Consider the following 19785-nt stretch of genomic DNA (forward strand, 5'->3'; position numbering starts at 1 on the left):
TCTGACGAGTTCCGCGCCGGGCTCGACAGCGTCGCGGACGGCGTCGAAGCGCCCGGAGTCGTCGGCGGAACCGCTCGGGAGCGGCGCGTCGCCTTCCTCTTCGACGGGCAGGGCGCCCAGCGCGTCGGCATGGGGCGCGAACTCCACGGGCGTTTCCCTGTCTTCGCCGCCGCGTGGGACGAGGTGTCCGACGCGTTCGGCAAGCACCTGGAGCACTCCCCCACGGACGTCTTCCACGGCGAGCACGGTGATCTCGCCCATGACACCTTGTACGCCCAGGTCGGCCTGTTCACGCTCGAAGTGGCGCTGCTGCGGCTCCTCGAGCACTGGGGTGTGCGTCCTGACGTGCTCGTCGGGCACTCCGTCGGCGAGGTCACCGCGGCGTACGCGGCGGGCGTGCTCACGCTGGCGGACGCGACGGCGTTGATCGTGGCCCGTGGGCGGGCGTTGCGGGCGCTGCCGCCGGGAGCGATGACCGCGGTCGACGGAAGCCCGGCGGAGGTCGGCGCGTTCACCGGTCTGGACATCGCCGCGGTCAACGGCCCGTCCGCCGTGGTGCTCACGGGTTCACCGGACGACGTGACCGCGTTCGAACGGGAGTGGGCGGCGGCCGGGCGGCGCGCGAAACGGCTCGACGTCGGGCACGCGTTCCACTCCCGGCACGTCGACGGCGCGCTCGACGACTTCCGTACGGTCCTCGAATCGCTCTCGTTCGGCGCGGCCCGGCTGCCGGTGGTGTCCACGACGACGGGCCGGGACGCCGCGGGCGACCTCGCGACGCCGGAGCACTGGCTGCGTCATGCGCGCCGTCCCGTGCTGTTCGCGGACGCCGTCCGGGAGCTCGCCGACCTCGGCGTGAACATGTTCGTGGCCGTCGGTCCTTCCGGGGCACTCGCGTCGGCCGCGTCGGAGAACACCGGCGGGAGCGCCGGGACGTACCACGCGGTGCTGCGCGCCCGGACCGGCGAGGAGAACGCGGCGCTGACCGCCGTCGCCGAACTGCACGCCCACGGCGCCCCGGTGGACCTCGCCGCGGTTCTGGCGGGCGGACGCCCGGTGGACCTTCCCGTGTACCCGTTCCAGCACCGCTCCTACTGGCTGGCCCCTGCCGTGGGAGGTGGTTCGCCGACCGCCGTGCCGGACACCGGGCGGCCGGCGGAGCCCGACCCTGACGACCTCACCGTCGCCGAGATCGTCCGGCGGCGTGCCGCGGCACTGCTCGGCATCGCCGACCCCGGCGACGTCGACGCGGACACGACCTTCTTCGCGCTCGGGTTCGACTCCCTCGCCGTCCAGCGGCTGCGCAATCAGCTCACGGCGGCGACCGGCCTCGACCTGCCCACGGCCGTCCTGTTCGACCACGACACCCCGTCCGCCCTCACCGCTTATCTGGAGGAGCAGCTCGGCGACGGCGCGGACGACGACGCACCCACCGTGCTCGCGCTCCTGGCGGAGATGGAGTCGCTCGACGCCGCGGACATCGCGGCGACACCGGCCCCGGAGCGTGCGGCCATCGCCGATCTGCTCGACAAGCTCTCCCGTACCTGGAAGGACCACCGATGAGCCCCGACACGCACGACGAGACGACGGCCACCAGCCGGTGCCCGTTCGCGATCCAGGACGCCCACCGGGCGATCCTGGAGAGCGGCACGGTCGGCTCGTTCGATCTGTTCGGCATCAAGCACTGGCTGGTCGCCGCCGCCGAGGACGTCAAGCTGGTCACCAACGACCCGCGGTTCAGCTCGGCCGCTCCGTCCGAGATGCTGCCCGACCGGCGTCCCGGTTGGTTCTCCGGCATGGACCTGCCGGAGCACAGTCGCTACCGGCAGAAGATCGCCGGGGACTTCACGCTGCGCGCCGCGCGCAAGCAGGAGGACTTCGTCGTCGAGGCCGCGGACTCCTGTCTGGACGACATCGAAGTCGCCGGTCCCGGCACCGACCTGATCCCCGGGTACGCGAAGCGGCTCCCCTCCCTCGTCATCAACGCGTTGTACGGGCTCACCCTTGAGGAGGGCGAGGTACTCGAGGCGCGCATGCGCGGCATCACGGGCTCGGTCGACCTGGACAGCGTCAAGACGCTGACCGACGACTTCTTCGCCCACGCGCTGGAGCTGGTCCGCGCCAAGCGTGACGAGCAGGGCGACGACCTGCTGCACAGGCTCGCCTCGACCTCGGACGGTGAGATCTCGCTGAGCGACGACGAGGCGACGGGCGTGTTCGCGACGCTGCTGTTCGCCGGGCACGACTCGGTGCAGCAGATGGTCGGTTACAGCCTCTACGCGCTGCTCAGCCACCCCGAGCAGCAGGCGGCGCTGCGCGCGCGACCGGAGCTGATCGACAACGCGGTCGAGGAGATGCTGCGCTTCCTTCCGGTCAACCAAATGGGGGTGCCGCGCGTCTGCGTCGGGGACATCGACCTACAGGGTGTGCGGATCAGTGCGGGCGACAACGTGATCCCGCTCTATTCGACGGCGAACCGCGACGCGGCGGTGTTCCCGGACCCCGATGCCTTCGACGTGACGCGTCCGCCGGAGGGGAACTTCGCGTTCGGCCACGGCATCCACAAGTGTCCGGGCCAGCACGTCGCCCGGCTGCTCATCAAGGTCGCCTGCCTGCGGTTGTTCGAGCGGTTCCCGGACATCCGCCTCACCGGTGACGTGCCGATGAACGAGGGCCTCGGGCTCTTCAGCCCGGCCGAGCTGCGGGTCACCTGGGGTACCGAGTGAGCGCGGCGGTGGAGACGTTGCGGCTGCCGAACGGGACGACGGTCGCGCACATCAACGCGGGCGAGGCGCAGTTCCTGTACCGGGAGATCTTCACCGAGCGCTGCTATCTGCGCCACGGCGTGGAACTGCGCCCTGGGGACGTGGTGTTCGACATCGGCGCGAACATCGGCATGTTCACGCTCTTCGCTCATCTCGAGCGTCCCGGCGTGACCGTGCACGCGTTCGAGCCCGCGCCGGTGCCGTTCGCCGCGCTGCGGGCGAACGCGGCACAGTACGGCATCTCGGGCCGGGTGGACCAGTGCGCGGTCTCCGACGAGACCGGCGTGCGCAAGATGACGTTCTACCCCGACGCCACGCTGATGTCCGGCTTCCACCCGGACGCCGCGGCCCGTAAGGAGCTGTTGCGCACTCTTGGTCTCAACGGCGGATACACCGCCGAGGACGTCGACGGCATGCTGGCCCAACTGCCCGATTCGGGCGAGGAGATCGAGACCGCCGTTGTCCGCCTCTCCGACGTCATCGCCGAGCGCCGCATCGCGACGATCGGCCTCCTGAAGGTCGATGTGGAGAGGAGTGAACGGCAGGTCCTCGCCGGTGTCGACGAGGCCGACTGGCCCCGCATCCGCCAGGTCGTCGCGGAGGTCCACGACGTGGAGGGCGCGCTCGACGAGGTCGTCGCACTGCTGCGCGGCCATGGCTTCACCGTCGTCGCCGAGCAGGATCCGCTGTTCGTCGGCACGGACATCCACCAGGTCGCCGCGCGGCGTGGGACCCACTGAGCGGCCGGGGCGGGGCTACCCGCACCGGCGGTCGCGGTCCGCCGGCTCGCCGACGTCGGCCAGTTCCTTCGGAAGCTGCTGGCGGCCCTTCACCGCCAGTTTGCGGAACACGTTCGTGAGGTGCTGTTCCACCGTGCTGGCCGTGACGAACAGCTGCTCGGCGATCTCCCTGTTCGTACGCCCGACCGCGGCGAGCGCGGCCACCCGCCGCTCCGACTCCGTCAGTGACGCGATCCGCTGTCCCAGCGTCGCGTCCCAGGCTCCGCCGATGTCCGAGGGTTCCGCGCCGAGCCGCCGCAGGAGCGGCACGGCGCCGCACTGGGTGGCGAGGTGCCGTGCCCGGCGGAGCAGACCCCGCGCCCTGCTGTGCTGCCGGACCATGCTGGAGGCCTCTGCCAAGTCGCTGAGTACGTTTGCCAGTTCGTACTGGTCGTTGCAGGTGACCAGCAGGTCGGCGGCCTCTTCGAGCAGGTCGATCCGTTGGGGCGGCGGACTGTAGGCCGCCTGTACCCGTAACGTCTGCACGCGCGCGCGAGGGCGCATCGGCCGGGACAGCTGCTCGGAGACGAGCCGCAGTCCTTCGGCACGGTCACGGCCGAGCAGCAGCAGCGATTCGGCGGCGTCGACCCGCCACAGGGCCAGGCCCGGCACGTCGACGGCCCACCGCCGCATCCGCTCGCCGCATTCCCTGAACGCCGTGTACGCCGCCCCGTGCCGCCCGGTCGCGAGGTGGTGCTGCCCGCGGGCCCAGAGCAGGTGCAGCCCGAAGAGGCTCTCCGGCGTCTGCTGCGGCAGCGGCTCGGCGAGCCACCGCTCGGCCCTGTCGAGGTCGCCGAGCCGGATCGCGGCAACCACGGTGCTGCTCAGCGGCAGAGCGGCGGCCATTCCCCAGGTGGGCAGGTGCCGGTGGCCGAGCGCTGCCTCGCCGTACTCGACGGCTCTCATCAAGTCGCCGCGGCGCAGCGCGATCTCGGCGTTGAACCCCGCGTGGACCGCCTCGTCGGCCGGTGTCCTGGTGCCCTCGTCACCGGCCAGTTTGTCGACCCAGAACTGGACAGCATCGGTGTTCTCCGCGTAGAGCAGGGCCAGCAACGCCATGATGGCCGTGGTCCGGTCCGCCGTGGCGTCGGTGTGCTGGAGAACGCTCTCCGCGTTGGCGTCCGCCCGGTCGAGACGTCCACGCAGCGCCGCGATGACGGCTTGGTCGGCGACCGCGCGGTGCCGGGCGGGTCCGGGAAGCGAGCCGAGCCCGCCCGCGGCGAACCGATCGGTCCGGCGCAACGGATCCCACGCGCCGGGGTGGACCAGCGCGAGGGACAACTCGCCGCTGCGCAGGAGTGCGCGGTGCTGCTCGCTGTCGGCCGCGGGACGCTGCGTCGCGAGGACCTCGGCCGCCTCGCCCGGGCGCCCGCCCATCGCCAGCCAGTCGGCGAGCGACACGGCGTGCTCGCTGGAGAGCAGTCCCGCGCGCGACGCGGTGAGCAGCTCGGGCAGATGCCGGCCTGCCCGTACCGGATTGCAGAGGCGCTCGATCGCGGCGGCGCCGACGCGTAGTGCGGCGCGCGTGACGGGGTCGTCGGAGGCACGGTGGGCGAGTTCCAGGTATCCGGCCGCGTCGTCCAGTTCACCGCGCAGGTGGTGCTCCCGTGCGGCCCCGGTGAACAGCTCGACGGCCTCCTCGCCGTGCACCCGGCCGGCGCCGATCTGGTGGCGGGCGAGCACGTTGCCGGCCACGCCGTGGTCCCGCAGCAGCTCCAGCGCCGACTCGTGCAGGTTTCTGCGTTCCAGGGCCGACAGGTCGTCAAGGACGATGGAGCGGGCCGCCGGGTGCGGAAACCGCTCGCCCTGCAGCAGCCGTCCCTCGTTCAGCTGCTCATAGACCTGTTCGACCGCGTCCTTGTTCAGTCCGGTCATCCGCTGGACGAGCACGGCTTCGGCGCTCGCGCCGAGCACGGCGGACGCCCGGGCGACACGCAGCGCGCTCGGGCCGCAGCGGTAGAGCGAGCTGAGGTACGCGAGCCGGTACGCCCGCCCCGCGACGACCCCCGGCCGTCCCGCTGTCCGCGCCTCCCGGATGTCATTGATCAAACCGTGCCCGAGGAGCAGGTTCCCGCCGGTCGCCCGGAACGTATCGGCGGAGACGTCCTCGTGGGTCTCCGCGCCGAGGTGCCGACGTACGAGTTCGCCGGTCTGCGCCTCGGTGAGCGGTCTGAGCGCGATCTCCTGGTAGGAGCGCAGGCTCAGCAGTTCCGCCTGGAAGCGGGAGTCGGCGGGCGTCGGTCTGCGCAGCTCGGTCAGTACGACCGCGATGCGGGCCGGGCCGATGCGGCGGGCGAGGTGGAGCAGACAGCGCAGTGATTCCGCGTCGGCGTGGTGCACGTCGTCGATGCCGATCAGGACGGGCCAGTCCGCGGCGAGCGCCAGCAGGGTGCGGGTGAACTCGGCCCGCAGGCGGTTGTCGGTACCGGCCTGAGGGCTCTCGCACGAAGCCGTGAAGTGGGCAAGGTCCGGCGCCTGGGCGGCCAGTTCGGGATGGTCGAAGAGCTGGCCCAGCATCCCGTACGGCAGAGTGCGCTCTTCCCAGGAGCACACCGCACGGAGTGCGACGAAGCCGGACTTGGCCGCTCCGGCGTCGAGCAGCGCCGTCTTTCCGCTGGCGATGGGCCCGGTGATGGCGACGACGCCGCCCCTTCCGCTCCCCGCCCTGGTGAGTGCCCGTTGGAGGCGGCTCAGCTCGTCATCGCGGGCGATCAGTTCGTCGGGGGCTGCTCGCACTTCAGGAACCACCTCGCGGCCATCTTCTAAATCGGTCGGCGCCATGCAAAATTCTTTAGCATATGCGGCTGTCAATGGTGTTACCGGATGGCATGATCTGCCTCTTCCGTGGCTCCGCCCCGCGGCGCCGCGAGCCGTACGCCTCGCGCCACCGTCTCGGCCACCCGCTCCTGGTGCTCGACGAGGTAGAAGTGCCCGCCCGGGAAGACCTCCACGGCCGTCGGCGCGGTGGTGTGACCGGCCCAGGCACGGGCCTGCTCCACCGTCGTCTTCGGATCGCTGTCGCCGATGCACACCGTGATCGGCGTGTCCAGCGGCGGCGCGGGCTCCCACCGGTACGTCTCCGCCGCGTAGTAGTCCGCGCGCAGCGGCGGCAGGACCAGCGCACGCAGTTCGTCGTCCGCCAGTACGTCGGCGCTCGTGCCGCCGAGTCCGACCACCGCCGCCAGCAACTCGTCGTCCGACGCCAGATGGACGGTGTCGGTGAGCGCACGCGACGGCGCACGCCCGCCCGACACGATCAGGTGCGCCACCGGGACCCGCCGCGCCAGCTCGAACGCGAGCGTCGCACCCATGCTGTGACCGAACAACACCAACGGCCGGTCGAGACCCGGCTCCAGCGCCTGCGCCACGAGCCCGGCAAGGGAACGCAGGTCCCGCAGCGGCTCCTCGTCCCGACGGTCCTGACGGCCGGGATACTGCACGGCATACACGTCCGCCACCGGGGCGAGCGCGCGGGCGAGCGGCAGATAGAAGGTCGCCGACCCTCCGGAGTGGGGCAACAGCACCACCCGTACGGCAGCGTCAGGCGTCGGGAAGAACTGGCGTAACCAGAGATCCTCTTTCATCTCGCACCCCCGGCGGGCACTTGAGGCATCGGACCGTGGGCACCGGACGTCGCGCGCCCCGACTGCTGGAAAACGATGTCGGGCTCCACGACGGCGTGACCGGTACGCCGTACGAAGCCGGTCCTGCCGTACCGGGCCAGGAACGCGAGCGTGGGAAATGGCTGGAAGCTCTCGCTCCACATGGTGCCGCCGTCGACCGAACTCACTTTCCGAACGCCCGGCACCTCTCCGGGCACGGGCTCGGACGGCGGCACGTCGAGCACGTGCGCCACCCTCTCGGACCGCTTGTCCTGACTCCGCTTGCCTACGCACAACTCCATCTCGTCGGCGAGCACCACGGCTCCCTGACAGCTCTCAAAATCGCGCATGCCGACCTCCACTCCCAAGATGGCAAATCGACCCTAACGATGCTGGTGACGGCCGTGACACCCCTGACCGAAACCACCACCCCCCAGCACGGCGGCTGGGGGCACTTGACAGCTCCCGCCGAGCACCACCCAGATGACGCTTCAATCAGATTCCGTCACCCTCCGCTCCTCACCGGCTGAACGGGACTGTCCCCCGCCTGTCGTTGATGAGGTCAGCCGGAATCAGAAGGCGGGCGCTCTCGGCACGCAGGGAGCCGGCGGGGCTGAGGGGTCCAGGGCTCGTTTGACGAGTCCGATCGCACGCGGGCTGTACGACATGCTCAGATGGGCGGAGAGGTCGACGGAGCAGCCCTCCTGCAAGGTGATGTTCCGCACCGTCGCTCCGGGGCCCGCCGTCATGAACGTGCTCTGCCAGGGGGTGGTGATCTCGTCGTACTTCGTGCCGATCACGGTGTAGTCGACCCCGGGAACGGTGTCGCCGTCGGCGTTGAGCTCTTTGATGAAGTCGGACTTCACGTACTGCTGGACGCCCGCCTTCCCGAGGGGCTTCTCCCCGGATTTCAGTATGTGGAGCGCGTCGGCGAGTGTCGTGAAGCCGCTCATGGTGGTGCCGTGGTTGGTCGCGCCGAGTTGGACGATCTTCTTGACCTTGTTCTTCGAGGGGTCGCTCGTGTTCGCGCCTCCGTCGGCCTTGAGGTACCAGCGGGCCAGGGTCCCGCCCTGGGAATGACCGACAAGGTCCACCTGGCCGGAGCCGCTGGCGGCGAGCACCTTGTCCACGAAGGCGGCCAGCTCCTTGGAGGACTCCTTGATGTCTCCGTAGCCCTTGACGGTGGGAGCGAGAGCCACTCCGGCGTCGTCGGTGTCGCCGAAGTCGAGGGCGTAGACGCAGTAGCCCTGGGCCTTCAACTCGGGGGACATCCGGGCCCAGTTGTTGTAGCGGTTCTCGTAGGTGCCGTGTACCAGGACGACCGGCCGCGGGTGGGCGGCGCTGGGACGGCAGGTCCAGTCGTTGGCGCCGGGCGGGTCGATGTCGAGGCGAAGGATGGAATGGACCATGGCAGGAAAGAAGTTGTCCTGCTCAGGGCCGGTCTCCGCGGCCGCGGACGTGGAAGTGACCAAGACCGTCGCTGCGGCGGCGGCACAGACGGCGGTGACGTATCTGGGTATGTGCAAGACGGCTCCTGAGAAGTGTGGAACTCGGGCCCACGCGCGATGTCGGCTCGTCGGCACTCAGCATGGCCGCGACGCTATCGACCCGCCCGCGATCTCCACACCGTTTCTCCGAGATCAGTCCAGATCAGAGGCTAACCGGGGACGTCTGGCACATGGGGAAGCGCTTCATGCATCACCGCACCACCCCGGCGGTCGCCTCCGCGGCGGACTGCGTCGACGTGAAGCAACCCTCAGGAGGGGGCATCTGCCCTCCAGCAAGCGCCGTAGAGTCCGGCCAACTCGGCGGTGGCGCAGGCCAACTCCGTACGGGCCTCGGAAACAGGTGGCGCGGTGAAGTACCCACCGGCGATATGGGTCACCATGTCCAGCCGCTCGCGGCTCAGCCGGACGGTGACCCTGATGCCGACGCTGCGGTCTTCCACCTCGCGGCGCAGATCGTGCCAGACCTGGGCCAGCTCCACGCCGGGGCGGCGGCGCGCCTCGGCCTCGATGACGCTGACCTGCGACAGCCGGTCGGTTCGCAGGAGCAGCGGGGTGCCCTTGTGATCGGCGACCAGCTACCAGGTACCGGCCTTGGCCACGAGGCCGTACGGGTCGACGGTGTAGGGGCGCGGCGCGGCATGCCAGCGGTCGGGTTCGACGAGGATGCGGCGGCTGGTCAGCTCGTCCGCCGGTCGCATCAGTTCGGCTCGTGGCCGTGATCGGGGTCGCGTGGGTGGCGGCGAGCGTCGCCTCCCTCGTCCTCGACTGGTGGGACCCCAACGCCGTCGGCACGGCGTGGACCGTCCTGCAGGCCGTCCCCGTCTCGGTGTTCACCATCCTGCAACTCGCCGCACTGCGCCGCAGAACCTGACCACCGCTACGCGGCCCGCGCCGAGCGCGCCAGGTAGCGCCATCCCTTCTTGTCTTGGAGTTCCCCATGACCACGGACAGCCAGCCGGTAAACGCGCCGCGCAGGACGACCCGCAGACGCGGATCACGTCAAGCCGGGGTCTGTACGACGTCGCCGTCGAGTTCTCCCGCTGGCGATCTCCCGGTTTGGGCTGTGCGTCCCCTTCAAGTTCGAGAACCTGTGGTTGAACTAGTGCGGATTCCCCAGGTAGGGAAAGTCCGTGCGAAGGTCGGTGTGGGGCCGGAGCCCGTCGTGGGGCACGGCACCGTTGCTCAGCTGGGCGATCCCCATGTTGATGACATCGTCGGTGAGGTTGCGGCCGTTGGGGAATCCTTCGGCGCTGGCGTAGTCATACGTCAGGAGATCGGGGAGCAAGCTTTCCGCGAGAGCGTTGGCCCGGTCCTCGGGGTGGCCCGCGTGCTCGAAGACGTGCGCGAACTTGGCGAGGAAGCCTTCGCGATCGTGGGACGGTTCCTGCTGGTTCCAGACGCGTTTGTCATCGTCGTCCTGGTTGAAGTTGGCGTCGATCCCGGGCCGTCCGGCCCGATCGCCCTGGACCAGTCGGCCGTCGTGCGGAACCAGCACCCTGGCCCAGACACCCACCCGTGGGTTCGGGCCGAGCGCCCTGTTCGGGACTTCCAGCACGATGCCGAACACGTTCTTGTCGGCGAAGAAGTCCTCGCCGGTCCACTGGAACTTGTTCTCCGCACCGACGGGGTCGGCGAAGAACGGGTCGCTGCGCAGCCCGGCGAAGAACCTGAATTCACCGGCCGCGGCGATCCGCGGCTCGGAGCCGAAGGTCACCGGTGCGTCGAGAAGGACCGTGTCTCCCGCGTCGAGGTCGGCTGCGGCCTCCCGGCCGGTCGCCAGTTGCAGGCTTGCGGTCTGCTCGTGCCCCTGTACGGGTGAGAAGCGGATGCGGAACGCGATGTCGGTGACCGCGTCGGCGTCGGTGTCCACGCCGAGCTCGTAGACCGACTCGTGGTCGACGGCGTCGTCGGTGATCGGCGAGGTCGGATTGACGTTGATCACCAGGATCGTTCTGCTCGCATCGTCCGGCTTCTGAAATACGTAGAGGTCGGTGATGTGGCTCCTGGGATCCAGGCTGGTGGGGCTGATGCCCAGACCGGAGACGTGGTGTGCCATTTCGCGACTCCCATCAGGTGGCTGTGCAGACCGAAGTGTGCTGCGGCGCGGTGGAGCCTTGATGCTTCGTCGCGGGAAGCGCAGCGCCTCGGCGTTGCCCTCCCACCCGGGACGATCACCCGATCACCCATTGGCGACCTACGCGAAGGTCGCCGCATCGCTCATGACTTGAGGAACTTAGAGAGCAACAATCTGCCTGTCGCCAGCGGCTGTACATCCGTCATCCGACGTATTCGCGGCGGTCGCAACTGCCCCTCCCCTGGCCTGGCTTGGCCTGGCTTGGCTTGGCTTGGCTGTCGACAGCACAGGGTCCAACTCCTACGGGAACCGAGCGCGGGCCCGCCGGCCGACTTCGAATACCGCGCTCGTTGTACAACCGATCGGCTAACCCTTGGGGCGTACACGTTTGTCAACCCGGTGCGGGACGACGCTGGGCAACCCCCGGTCATAGCTTCACGACACACACCGCGTCCTCGCGGCTGTGCCGATGACCGGAAAGGTGAAGTGATCTCATGACCCGTGCTTCGTTCACCCGCACCAGACTGCGCCGTACGGCGGTGGCGGCAGGCGCCTTCATCGCGCTGACGACAGCCGTCGGAGCCACCCAGGCATCCGCCCACTCCGCCGCCCAGAAGCAGAGCGGATCCCGGGTGACCGCCGCACCGTCCGACTGCCCCAAGTACTACTTCTGCGGCTACAAGGACGCCAACTTCAAGCGCCTGGCGTTCAAGTTCAAGGACTGCTACATGCAGGAGATCCCGGACGGCCTGAACAGCGGCGGCTCCTGGTACAACAACCAGTCCGCGGGCACCAAGGCCAAGATGTTCAACGAGCGCAAGCAGCTGATCTTCACCACCCCCGGAGCCCCCTCCAGTGACCCCTCCGGCAACTGGCATCCCGTCTGGTACGTCGACGCCTGCTGACCCTCACCACCAGTGAGGTGCCGGGCTGCCCAGGACATCCTCTTGGGCAGCCCTCCGGCACCCGTCCCGCTTCTCGGCCCGCGGCGACGAAATCCAGTTGAACTCCTTGATCCAGCCTTCCTTGAGGCGCCAGAAGTCGGCCTTCGGAATGGCGAGCTCGGCACCGGTCGGCCGTTCGACGCCGACGGGCGTTTCGAACGGTCCGGTGAAGCCCGCATCGCCAGCTCGACGTGGTGATCTCCCGCAGCGGTGTTCATCCCACTCGCGACCTCGGCGGGCAATGAACAGGTGCACAGCGCACGCCACTTGGCGGACAACGAGGCTGTCGTCGCGCTGATCGACGACGTCTCGTCGGAGCAACGGCAAATCGCCGACGCCCCACTGCTCACCGACCGGCACCAGCGCGAGGCGACGGCGGAGCGCGCCCGGACCCACAGTGCCTCAGCGCAGCCCCGCCGTTGACAGGAATGACCTGCCCTGTGATGAACGCCGCGTCCTGCCCTGCCAAGAAGGTCACGGCCCCCGCGATGTCGGCCCCTTGGCCCAGGCACCGCAGCGAGAGCCTGCCTGGCGCGCTCGTCGTGCAGGGCGCGGAGCATGTCGGTGTCCACGGTTCCGGGTGCTATGGCGTTGACGTCCGCACGGATCTCGGCGCCCGCGACGGACGCGCTGAGGTCGTGCGCCCGTACGGTGACCGCCTCGGTGATCTCGGTCAGTTCGGGGGTCATACGGCCCCCATCCCGAGTACGGAGACGAGGCGGCCGGGGTCACGAGGGCGGTGCGGCCCACTCCTGCCGCGGCCCGGTGTACCGGGGAGAGGTCGGAGCGGAACGCTGCCGCGGCCATGACCCGTTCGAAGAGGTGCCATCCGGCGAAGGCGACCGCGCGCACCGCCAGTCCGTCGTCGGGGGCCGACCGCACGGACCGGTATCCCTCGGCGAAGGCGACGAGCGTGGGCAGGACCTCGTCCAGTCGCCGTCTCGCCGACCACCGCGCCGACGTCCCGGGCCGCGTCGCCCTGCCGGAACTCCTCCCAGTCGGAGAGAAGCAACTTCCAGATACTGACTCATCGACAAGGCGGCGAGGATGCGGTGGTTCGGCATTGGCAATGGCTCGCGAGGCAGCATTTCTGACGACACTCGCAATTTCTGAGGACACTCGCAGCGAATGCAGTTCACCGAGCGCCCGCCCAAGGCTTCGGGCGAGTTCCGGCCCGAATATGCCATCGGCGACCGCGTCAGCTGCCGTACGGCAATCTTTCAGCCAACGCGTGACGTGAATTCCGCGGGTCGCGTCGCTCGCCAGCGGAGTCGGCCATCGCAGGTGCCGCAAGGGCAGCTCCCCGCCCAGTCGTTCGAACCGCTCGGCTCGCCGCAGACCGGCCCTGGCCTGACCGGTGGCACGAATGCGCCTGGCGAAAACGTCGATCCCCGTGGTCGTCGTGCCCGCCACGTTCTGGTTCCGTCCGGAGAAGGTCACCACGGTGTCCGACAGGAACTCCCCGTATCCCGCCGCACGAATGAAGTCTGCTATCTCCGCATCCGGCATGCCTCGACTCTGCGGGTCGGCAAGGTCCTTGATCAAGCATTTCGAAGATGTTCGAAAATGTTTCGCCAGGGGTTACCAGCCGAGGCGTACCATGCGATGAACCATGCGCAACGGGGGCGTGTGGCGCGAAACGGGGGCAAGAAATGAACAGTTATTCAAGGCTGCAGCTCGGCGGGCTTTCCGAGCTGCGCATCCAGGTCGTACCGCATCCCGGGGCGAGCCTGCTCTCGCTCGTCGCGGACGCGTTCGGACAACGGCGGCACGCCGTACCGGGCCCGGCACGCAAGGCAGTTCGCACCGGTGCTCCGGCGCATGCCGAGATAACGCTTCGTCCGCTCTTCACACCCGAGCATCCGGCCATTCCCGACTGTCTGACGCCGACGGGGACCATGTCCCACGAAGGCGCGGCCCATCATCTGGAACAGTTGCGGGACCTGCCGCCCGACACGCTCCTGGCGGACCTCGAGGCGGACTTCGGCGGCGAAGTCCCCACGCAGTGGCGTCATGTGATCGCGCACCCGAAGCGATGGCTCCAGGGGTACGCCCAAGTCATGCAGCGCACATGGGAGACCATGCAGCCGGTATGGGCAGCGGCCGGCGACGCGCTGCGCCGAGAGGCGGAGCGGGTGGGCGCCTCCATGGTGTTCGGCCACCCCGAACTGGCGCTGTCCGCCCTCAGCGTGCGCTACCGCCTCGACGGCACCGTGCTGCAGCTGCCGGACACGCACCCCGAGGACTTCGACCTCCTCGGTCGTCGACTGGCCCTCGTGCCGGTCGCCTCCGGTAGTGAGGCGTCCCTGTTCGCCTTCGACGCGCCGGACATCGCGTGGGTGGGCTACCCGCTCCCCAACCTCGACGCACTCTGGTCCGGTCGGCTCCCGCAGGCCCGGGCGACGCGCCCGGACCCGGCACGACTCATTCTGGGCGACGCGAGGGCCGCCATCCTTCGCGCGACCAGTGCGGCCACCCACATGGGCAACCTGTCGTCGACCCTGGGCTACGCGCCCGGAACGATGTCCCATCACTGCGCGCGGCTGGAGGACGCGGGGCTCATCCGTCGGTGCCGGCGGGGGCAGCATGTGATGGTTCATCGTACGCAGTTGGGCAGCGAGCTCTTCGACTTGCTCACTCACTGACTGAGCCTGGCCGCCCGGCCGGCTTGGACCGCGAGGCCCACAAGCGGCGCGACACCGTCGAACGGCGCATGAACAGGTCAGTCACCCGATCACAGGACGAGCATGAGCTTGCCGCCGGGCCGACGGGACTGGCTGAGCTGGGCCGCCTCCTGGATCTGGTCGAGCGTGTAGGTGCGGGCGACCGATACGACGAGAACGCCTTCGGCGGCCAGCCGGGCGAACTCGCCCATCCGGTCGTAACGCATCTCGATCTGGGTGATTCGGGTGCCCAGCTCGGCCGCGGCGGCGAAGTCCGAGACGGTGAGGACGCGGTCGGGGTCCCCGGTCAGCCCGATCAAGGACGGCAGCGAGCCGCCGCCCGGGCTGGCCTGGTGGGCACGGTCGATCCGGCCGCCGGTCGGGGCCGTGTCCAGGGCGCGGTCGACGCGGCCTCCGGCCAGTGCGGCGACGCGTTCGGCCATACCGTCGCCGTAGCCGGTCACCCGGGCGCCGATCTCTCCCAGGGCCGCGGCCCGCGTCGGCCCGGCGGCGGCAATCACCCGGACACCCCGGTGCAACGCCAAGCGCACCGCCGCCTCACCCACGGTGGAGCCCGCGCCGTGGACGAGCAGCAGCTCACCCGGCTGGACGCCGAGGTCGTCGAGCGCGTGCCATGCCGTCTCGGCCGCCATCGGCAGCGCGGCGGCCTGCTCTGCGGTGACACCCTCGGGAATGTGCGCCCAGACCGCCATCAGCGCGTACTCGGAAGCTCCGGCCGTCGGACCGTCGAAGGTCGCCGGGCCGAACACGCGGTCGCCGATCTCGACGCCGATGATGCCCTCACCGAGCGCGTCGACGACACCCGCGACCTCGACGCCGAGCCCGCGCGGCAGTGGCGGCAACTGGTCGGCGAGCAGGCCGTCGACCACCGCCCAGTCGCCCGGCGTCAGGCCGCACGCCCGCACGGCGATCCGGATCTGGCCGGGTCCCGGCTCCGGCTTCGGGACCTCGCGGAGCACGATCACGTCGGGGGATCCGAACCGGTCGAACTGAAGAGCCTTCATGACGATCTCCTAAGTGATGACAGCATCTGTTGTCATCGATCCTAGCGTCACGACGACAGCCTCTGCTGTCATATGCTGGTGGGCATGCCGAGATGGGAGTCAGACGCACAGGGCCGGCTCAAGCGCGCGGCGCTCGAGCTGTTCGAGACGCAAGGGTTCGAGCGCACCTCGGTCGCACAGATCGCGCGCACCGCAGGCCTGACCGAGCGCTCCTTCTACCGCTATTTCCCCGACAAGCGGGAAGTCCTCTTCGCCGACGACGGGCTCCAGGCCCACCTCGTCGCCCAAGTCGAAGCGGCGGACCCGGGCCTCACGCCGATCGAGGCGCTGCTGGCCGCGCTGGGGACAGCCGACGAGATCTTCCGCCCGCGCGAGTTCCTGCTGCGCCGCGTCAGGGTGATCGCCGCCAGCCCGGCACTGGCCGAGCGCGACCTGATCAAGCTCGCCGACATCGCCGACGCGCTGGCCCGGGCGCTCGAACACCGTGGCGTCGAGCCCGGCAAAGCACGCTTCATCATCGACGTGGCGATTGCGATCTCCCGGCGCGCCACGTCCCGCTGGCTGGCCGACCCGGAGGCGACCCTCTCCGATCTCGTCGCCCAGACCGCCGCCGAACTGCGTGAGGTGGTCGCGCCACCGACCCCGACGGTCGGCTGAGGCTGCCGCAGCGCAGCGACTGCGATACGTCCTGCGCCATGCACCCGAACCGAAACGATGCAAGAGCCAACGCAGGAGGTCACCGGCTCTAAGCGGCTCCGCCGAAATCCGCTGCTGATCCGCACCTACGGTACTGGGGGTGAGCTTGTGGCAAGATCGCGGGATGCTGCGACTCACCGATTTCATTATCGACTGCCCGGACACGATGAAGCTGGCGGCCTTCTACTCCGAGGTGACGGGCCGTCCGATCAAGAAGGGCAGCTCTGAGGACTGGGCTGGCATCCAGTTCGGCGAGATCGAGCTGGCATTCATCCGGGTGGACGACTACCGCGCTCCGCAGTGGCCCGACAGCCAGCACCCCAAGCAGTTCCACCTCGACTTCGAAGTGGACGAGATCGAGCCCGAGCAGCGCCGTGTCCTCGACCTCGGCGCGACGCTGAGGCAGGACTTCATCGGCCCCAACGGCTACGGCTGGCAGGTCTACACCGACCCGATCGGCCACCCCTTCTGCCTGTGCCGCAACAAGGGTGTCACCTGGACCGACCAGGGTCCGATCTGGCCCAAGCACGACTGAGCGGCTTCGCCCACCGGCGGCACCGAGTACGCCGACGGTGAGCACGCAGGCTGCGAGCGTCTTCCTTGAGGTCAGCAGGCAGATCGGCTGGGGCACCGACCATGCCCCAGCCATTTCAGTGGCCTCCCGGTTGTCTCGCAGCCCCCGCTTGCGCTGGTAGGCGCCAGCGCGGTCAACTCCAGATCAGCTCACGCTCACACTCAACCGCCCAAGGCAAGGAACGCCGAGTCGGATGGGTTGAGAGACCAACCTCCCCCGCCAGAGCGGCAGTTCAGCGCCGTGTCGGCTGTGCCCGACGCGTTGGTGCCGGTGTTGAAGTTGGCATTGGGAGTGTTGGGCAGGACGCCCATGTAGTACTGCCCGCTCGACGTCCACACACACTGGTGCAGGTTGAGGTACCGGTTGCCGGCCAGGTCGAACGACTTGACGGCGGAGTTGGCCAGGAGCAGCCGCCAGCCGCCCCCTCCAGGGCCACAGTTCAGCTTCGTGTCGGCCGTGTTGGAGACGTTGGTGCCGGTGTTGAAGTTGACGTTCGGAGTGTTCGGGAGCACAGCCGTGTAGTGCTGCCCGGCAGAGAAGTACACGCACTGGTGCACGTTCAGGTACCGACCGGCGGTGAGGTCGAAGGCCTTCACCGCGGAGTTGGCGGGCGCCGGCCTCCAGCCTCCACCCCCCGGTCCACAGGAGAGCGCGGTGTCGGGCGTGTTGGAGACGTTCGTGCCGGTGTTGAAGGCGGTGTTCGCCGTGTTCGGCAGCACGTTCGTGTAGTGCCCGCCGCTCCCGACGTAGACGCACTGGTGGAGGTTCAGATAGCGCTCAGCCGGCCGCACTCCTGGCTGGTCCGCCACGGCGGTGCTTCCCAGGGTCAGGCCGATGGCTCCCGCAACTGCTGCCGCGACAACGGAAAACCTGCGCATGGCACGCTCCTCCTGAACCGATGACGCCGCCCCATCACGGCATGTACTCACCAAGCTACTGACGCGAGCCCAGAAGAGTGCACGAGCACACATGAGGTAACCCGTATGGCCTAGTCCCCCGGTACGGAAGCCGCCTGGTAATCCTTGAGCCGGAAGGCGTTGAGCTTCGCGAAGACCGCCGCGGACGCGTCGTCCTCGTGCGGGGCGAGCGGCGCGACCTGGTCCGCCGCCGCTTCCTGCTTCGCGCGCATGGCGGCCCGGTTGATCAGTGCGAATTCCTGGTTGAGGGCCACGAAGTCGCGCAACTCCCTTTCGTACGCGGCGAAGGCCGTGCGGTGATCGCCGAGCGCGGCGTCGAGCTCGCCCGCCAGGATGTACGCGGCGGTCATGGCCATCGTCGTGCCCTGGCCTGAGGCGGGCGACGCGCAGTAGCCCGCGTCGCCGAGGAGGGTGATCCGGCCGTGGGACCAGCTGTCCAGGTGGATCTGCGCCAGCGCGTCGAGGTGGAAGTCGGGTGCGTCCCACATCTCCTTGAGCAGCCTCGGCACCTCCCAGCCCGCGCCTTCGTACGCGCCCGCCACCAGGTGCTTCTGCTCGACGGTGTCCCGCGGGAGGAAACGTGCGGGCGGCCGGTCGGATTCGATGCCGATGAAGGCGCGGGCCTCCGAGTTGCCCCGGACGCTCATCACCATCGCACCCCAGACGTCACGCCCCGGCATCTGGTAGATCACCTCCCAGCGGTCCAGGCCGAGGTGGTTGGGTACCGTCCATACGCCGAGGTAAGCACCCAGGTGGCGCAGGTAGTCCTCCTCGGGGCCGAAGACGAGCCCGCGGGTGTGGGAGTGCACGCCGTCGGCGCCGACGACCAGATCGAAGGTGCGTGACGTGCCGCTGTCGAACACGACCCGCACCTCATCGTCGTCCTGTTCGATCGTGGCGATGGAGTCCCCGAAGAGGTACTCGATGTCGCTGCCGCCCGCGTCGTACAGGATCCGGGCGAGGTCGTCGCGCAGGATCTCCACGTCCGGGCTGGCGATCTGCCCGCCGCTCACGGTGTGTTCGGTGCTCCTGAACAGCTCTTCGCCGTCGTCGTCGACGACCGACATCCCGCGCAGGTCGGTACTCCGACGGCGCATCTCATCCAGTACGCCCATGCGTTCGGCCACTTCGAGAGCCGGGCCTCGGACGTCGATCGCCTGCCCGCCCGGCCGCAGGCCCACCCACCGCTCCACCACCGTGACCCGGAACCCGTACTGGTTCAGCCAGTAGGCGAGGGTGGGGCCACCGATGCTGGCGCCTGAGATCAGGACACTGACGTTCTTCGGGCTCTTCGATTCCCTGCGCATGGACACTGCGGGCTCCTCGACAGTCTGCGGAACTTCCGTACGTACGAGACTGCTCGACCGCGCCGACAGGGCACCGACAAGTCGCCTACAACCACCGGCGCGCACCTGGTGGGGCTGCTACGAGGCTGGTTCCTCGTGGCCGTCACCGTCCCATGAAACGTCTGAGACATCCGCGTTCCACTCGACCGGTGCGACCGGTGCGACCGGTGCGCCTGACGTGCCCGCGCGGCACCGGCTGCGCAGGAACAAGGTGCCCGAGGTCACCGTCTACTTCTGGATCATCAAGGTGCTGTGCACGACGGTCGGTGAGACCGCGGCCGACCTGCTGAACGAGAAGGCGGGCCTCGGACTCACCGGTGTGTCCGTGCTGATGAGCGCGCTGCTGGCCGGGGTGCTCGTGGTGCAGTTCCGCACGTGCGCCTACCGGGCGGGCGTGTACTGGCTCGCCGTGGCCCTGATCAGCATCGTCGGCACGCTGATCAGCGACAACCTCACCGACAACATGGGGGTGCCGCTGGACACGAGCACGGCGGTGTTCGCGATCGCCCTCGCGGTGGTGTTCGTCGTCTGGTACCGGCGGGAGCGGACGCTGTCCATCCACAGCATCGACACCACCGGCCGGGAGTCCTTCTACTGGCTCGCGGTGCGCTTCACGTTCGCCCTGGGCACCGCGGCCGGTGACCTGGTCTCCGAGCGCATGGACCTCGGCTACTGGCTCGGCGCTTCGGTCGGCGACTACCTCTCCCAGTCGGCCGGGGACGGCGGCCTCGGCCTGGGCACGGTGGTGACCAGCACGCTCTTCCTGGCCGTCATCCTCGGCCTGGTCGTGTATCTGGCGGTGACGCGCAAGGACGTCACCGAGGCTGAGCGGGAGGCCGGACTCCCGGCCTGACCTCTGGCTTCTGACCCCTGGCTCCTGGCTCCTGCCCTC

Annotated in this window: 20 protein-coding genes and 1 pseudogene; 10 read left to right on the forward strand and 11 right to left on the reverse strand. The window is 69.3% G+C overall.

Annotation, left to right across the window (positions count from 1 at the left end):
* Positions 1-153: 153 nt before the first annotated feature.
* From CP970_RS46180 to CP970_RS02250, 3 genes and pseudogenes are all read left to right on the forward strand, one after another.
* Positions 154-1563: pseudogene (locus tag CP970_RS46180) on the forward strand (acyltransferase domain-containing protein); the annotation flags it as partial.
* Positions 1560-2726 (forward strand): C9 hydroxylase cytochrome P450, encoded by a 1167-nt coding sequence (locus CP970_RS02245; protein WP_055545422.1) that lies wholly within the window; start codon positions 1560-1562, stop codon positions 2724-2726. The pseudogene CP970_RS46180 and the gene CP970_RS02245, both read left to right, overlap by 4 nt.
* Positions 2723-3505, forward strand: a complete 783-nt coding sequence (locus tag CP970_RS02250; RefSeq protein ID WP_055545421.1) for an FkbM family methyltransferase — start codon at positions 2723-2725, stop codon at positions 3503-3505. Before CP970_RS02245 ends, CP970_RS02250 begins: the two co-directional genes overlap by 4 nt.
* Positions 3506-3520: 15 nt before the next feature.
* Here the strand turns inward: CP970_RS02250 and CP970_RS02255 are convergent, their stop codons facing one another.
* The 6 genes from CP970_RS02255 to CP970_RS45740 form a co-directional block, all read right to left on the reverse strand.
* Entirely contained in the window at positions 3521-6280 is a 2760-nt protein-coding gene (locus CP970_RS02255; protein WP_055545420.1) for a LuxR family transcriptional regulator, read from the reverse strand.
* A gap of 80 nt (positions 6281-6360) precedes the next feature.
* Entirely contained in the window at positions 6361-7128 is a 768-nt protein-coding gene (locus tag CP970_RS02260; RefSeq protein ID WP_055545419.1) for a thioesterase II family protein, read from the reverse strand.
* A complete protein-coding gene (locus tag CP970_RS02265) occupies positions 7125-7496 on the reverse strand; it encodes an MDR/zinc-dependent alcohol dehydrogenase-like family protein (RefSeq protein WP_055545418.1) in 372 nt (123 codons plus the stop codon). The genes CP970_RS02260 and CP970_RS02265 overlap by 4 nt, the downstream gene beginning before the upstream one ends.
* A 222-nt stretch (positions 7497-7718) precedes the next feature.
* Positions 7719-8672 carry an esterase/lipase family protein gene (locus CP970_RS02270; protein WP_055545417.1) on the reverse strand — a complete coding sequence of 318 codons (954 nt, stop codon included), beginning with the start codon at positions 8670-8672 and terminating at the stop codon, positions 7719-7721.
* A 230-nt stretch (positions 8673-8902) separates the two neighbouring features.
* Positions 8903-9133, reverse strand: a complete 231-nt coding sequence (locus CP970_RS45735; protein WP_055545416.1) for a hypothetical protein — start codon at positions 9131-9133, stop codon at positions 8903-8905.
* A 96-nt stretch (positions 9134-9229) separates the two neighbouring features.
* Entirely contained in the window at positions 9230-9352 is a 123-nt protein-coding gene (locus CP970_RS45740) for a hypothetical protein (RefSeq protein ID WP_317987142.1), read from the reverse strand.
* An 11-nt stretch (positions 9353-9363) separates the two neighbouring features.
* Here CP970_RS45740 and CP970_RS43980 point away from each other — a divergent pair, with 11 nt between their 5' ends.
* Positions 9364-9525, forward strand: a complete 162-nt coding sequence (locus CP970_RS43980) for a hypothetical protein (protein WP_157877682.1) — start codon at positions 9364-9366, stop codon at positions 9523-9525.
* 228 nt (positions 9526-9753) lie between these two features.
* Here CP970_RS43980 and CP970_RS02285 read toward each other — a convergent pair whose 3' ends face one another.
* Complete coding sequence (locus tag CP970_RS02285; protein ID WP_055545415.1) at positions 9754-10710, reverse strand: DUF4331 family protein; 957 nt, start codon at positions 10708-10710, stop codon at positions 9754-9756.
* A 512-nt stretch (positions 10711-11222) separates the two neighbouring features.
* Between CP970_RS02285 and CP970_RS02290 the strand changes: the two genes are divergently transcribed.
* On the forward strand, positions 11223-11633 hold the full coding sequence (locus tag CP970_RS02290) for a hypothetical protein (protein ID WP_055545414.1): 411 nt from the start codon (positions 11223-11225) through the stop codon (positions 11631-11633).
* Between the two features lie 3 nt (positions 11634-11636).
* On the opposite strand, the gene CP970_RS43985 is transcribed toward CP970_RS02290, so the two are convergent.
* Positions 11637-12032, reverse strand: coding sequence for a hypothetical protein (locus CP970_RS43985; protein ID WP_107098878.1), 396 nt, complete (start codon positions 12030-12032; stop codon positions 11637-11639).
* Between the two features lie 768 nt (positions 12033-12800).
* Here CP970_RS43985 and CP970_RS02305 point away from each other — a divergent pair.
* Positions 12801-13328 carry a hypothetical protein gene (locus tag CP970_RS02305; RefSeq protein WP_150492895.1) on the forward strand — a complete coding sequence of 176 codons (528 nt, stop codon included), beginning with the start codon at positions 12801-12803 and terminating at the stop codon, positions 13326-13328.
* Positions 13325-14317, forward strand: coding sequence for a winged helix-turn-helix domain-containing protein (locus tag CP970_RS02310; RefSeq protein WP_150492897.1), 993 nt, complete (start codon positions 13325-13327; stop codon positions 14315-14317). Before CP970_RS02305 ends, CP970_RS02310 begins: the two co-directional genes overlap by 4 nt.
* Positions 14318-14406: 89 nt before the next feature.
* Here CP970_RS02310 and CP970_RS02315 read toward each other — a convergent pair whose 3' ends face one another.
* A complete protein-coding gene (locus CP970_RS02315) occupies positions 14407-15360 on the reverse strand; it encodes an NADP-dependent oxidoreductase (protein ID WP_055545411.1) in 954 nt (317 codons plus the stop codon).
* Positions 15361-15444: 84 nt separating this feature from the next.
* On the opposite strand from CP970_RS02315, the gene CP970_RS02320 reads away from it, so the two are divergent.
* Both CP970_RS02320 and CP970_RS02325 read left to right on the forward strand, forming a co-directional pair.
* Complete coding sequence (locus CP970_RS02320; protein ID WP_055545428.1) at positions 15445-16017, forward strand: TetR/AcrR family transcriptional regulator; 573 nt, start codon at positions 15445-15447, stop codon at positions 16015-16017.
* Positions 16018-16180: 163 nt separating this feature from the next.
* Positions 16181-16591 carry a VOC family protein gene (locus CP970_RS02325; protein ID WP_055545410.1) on the forward strand — a complete coding sequence of 137 codons (411 nt, stop codon included), beginning with the start codon at positions 16181-16183 and terminating at the stop codon, positions 16589-16591.
* Positions 16592-16791: 200 nt separating this feature from the next.
* On the opposite strand, the gene CP970_RS02330 is transcribed toward CP970_RS02325, so the two are convergent.
* Entirely contained in the window at positions 16792-17508 is a 717-nt protein-coding gene (locus tag CP970_RS02330; RefSeq protein WP_150492900.1) for a hypothetical protein, read from the reverse strand.
* Positions 17509-17618: 110 nt separating this feature from the next.
* Positions 17619-18854 (reverse strand): FAD-dependent monooxygenase, encoded by a 1236-nt coding sequence (locus CP970_RS02335; protein ID WP_055545427.1) that lies wholly within the window; start codon positions 18852-18854, stop codon positions 17619-17621.
* Between the two features lie 217 nt (positions 18855-19071).
* On the opposite strand from CP970_RS02335, the gene CP970_RS02340 reads away from it, so the two are divergent.
* On the forward strand, positions 19072-19746 hold the full coding sequence (locus tag CP970_RS02340; RefSeq protein ID WP_079043347.1) for a COG4705 family protein: 675 nt from the start codon (positions 19072-19074) through the stop codon (positions 19744-19746).
* Positions 19747-19785: the final 39 nt, after the last annotated feature.

Origin of the sequence: Streptomyces kanamyceticus, from assembly GCF_008704495.1 — a bacterium.
In the GTDB taxonomy this organism is placed as follows: Bacteria; Actinomycetota; Actinomycetes; order Streptomycetales; family Streptomycetaceae; genus Streptomyces; species Streptomyces kanamyceticus.

Coding starts and splice junctions, on each gene's coding strand:
- CP970_RS02245 (WP_055545422.1), top strand. CDS start 1,560: ATGAGCCCCGACACGCACGACGAGACGACGGCCACCAGCCGGTGCCCG.
- CP970_RS02260 (WP_055545419.1), bottom strand. CDS start 7,128: ATGAAAGAGGATCTCTGGTTACGCCAGTTCTTCCCGACGCCTGACGCT.
- CP970_RS02265 (WP_055545418.1), bottom strand. CDS start 7,496: ATGCGCGATTTTGAGAGCTGTCAGGGAGCCGTGGTGCTCGCCGACGAG.
- CP970_RS45740 (WP_317987142.1), bottom strand. CDS start 9,352: ATGCGACCGGCGGACGAGCTGACCAGCCGCCGCATCCTCGTCGAACCC.
- CP970_RS02285 (WP_055545415.1), bottom strand. CDS start 10,710: ATGGCACACCACGTCTCCGGTCTGGGCATCAGCCCCACCAGCCTGGAT.
- CP970_RS02290 (WP_055545414.1), top strand. CDS start 11,223: ATGACCCGTGCTTCGTTCACCCGCACCAGACTGCGCCGTACGGCGGTG.
- CP970_RS02305 (WP_150492895.1), top strand. CDS start 12,801: ATGCAGTTCACCGAGCGCCCGCCCAAGGCTTCGGGCGAGTTCCGGCCC.
- CP970_RS02310 (WP_150492897.1), top strand. CDS start 13,325: ATGAACAGTTATTCAAGGCTGCAGCTCGGCGGGCTTTCCGAGCTGCGC.
- CP970_RS02315 (WP_055545411.1), bottom strand. CDS start 15,360: ATGAAGGCTCTTCAGTTCGACCGGTTCGGATCCCCCGACGTGATCGTG.
- CP970_RS02320 (WP_055545428.1), top strand. CDS start 15,445: ATGCCGAGATGGGAGTCAGACGCACAGGGCCGGCTCAAGCGCGCGGCG.
- CP970_RS02325 (WP_055545410.1), top strand. CDS start 16,181: ATGCTGCGACTCACCGATTTCATTATCGACTGCCCGGACACGATGAAG.
- CP970_RS02330 (WP_150492900.1), bottom strand. CDS start 17,508: ATGCGCAGGTTTTCCGTTGTCGCGGCAGCAGTTGCGGGAGCCATCGGC.
- CP970_RS02335 (WP_055545427.1), bottom strand. CDS start 18,854: ATGCGCAGGGAATCGAAGAGCCCGAAGAACGTCAGTGTCCTGATCTCA.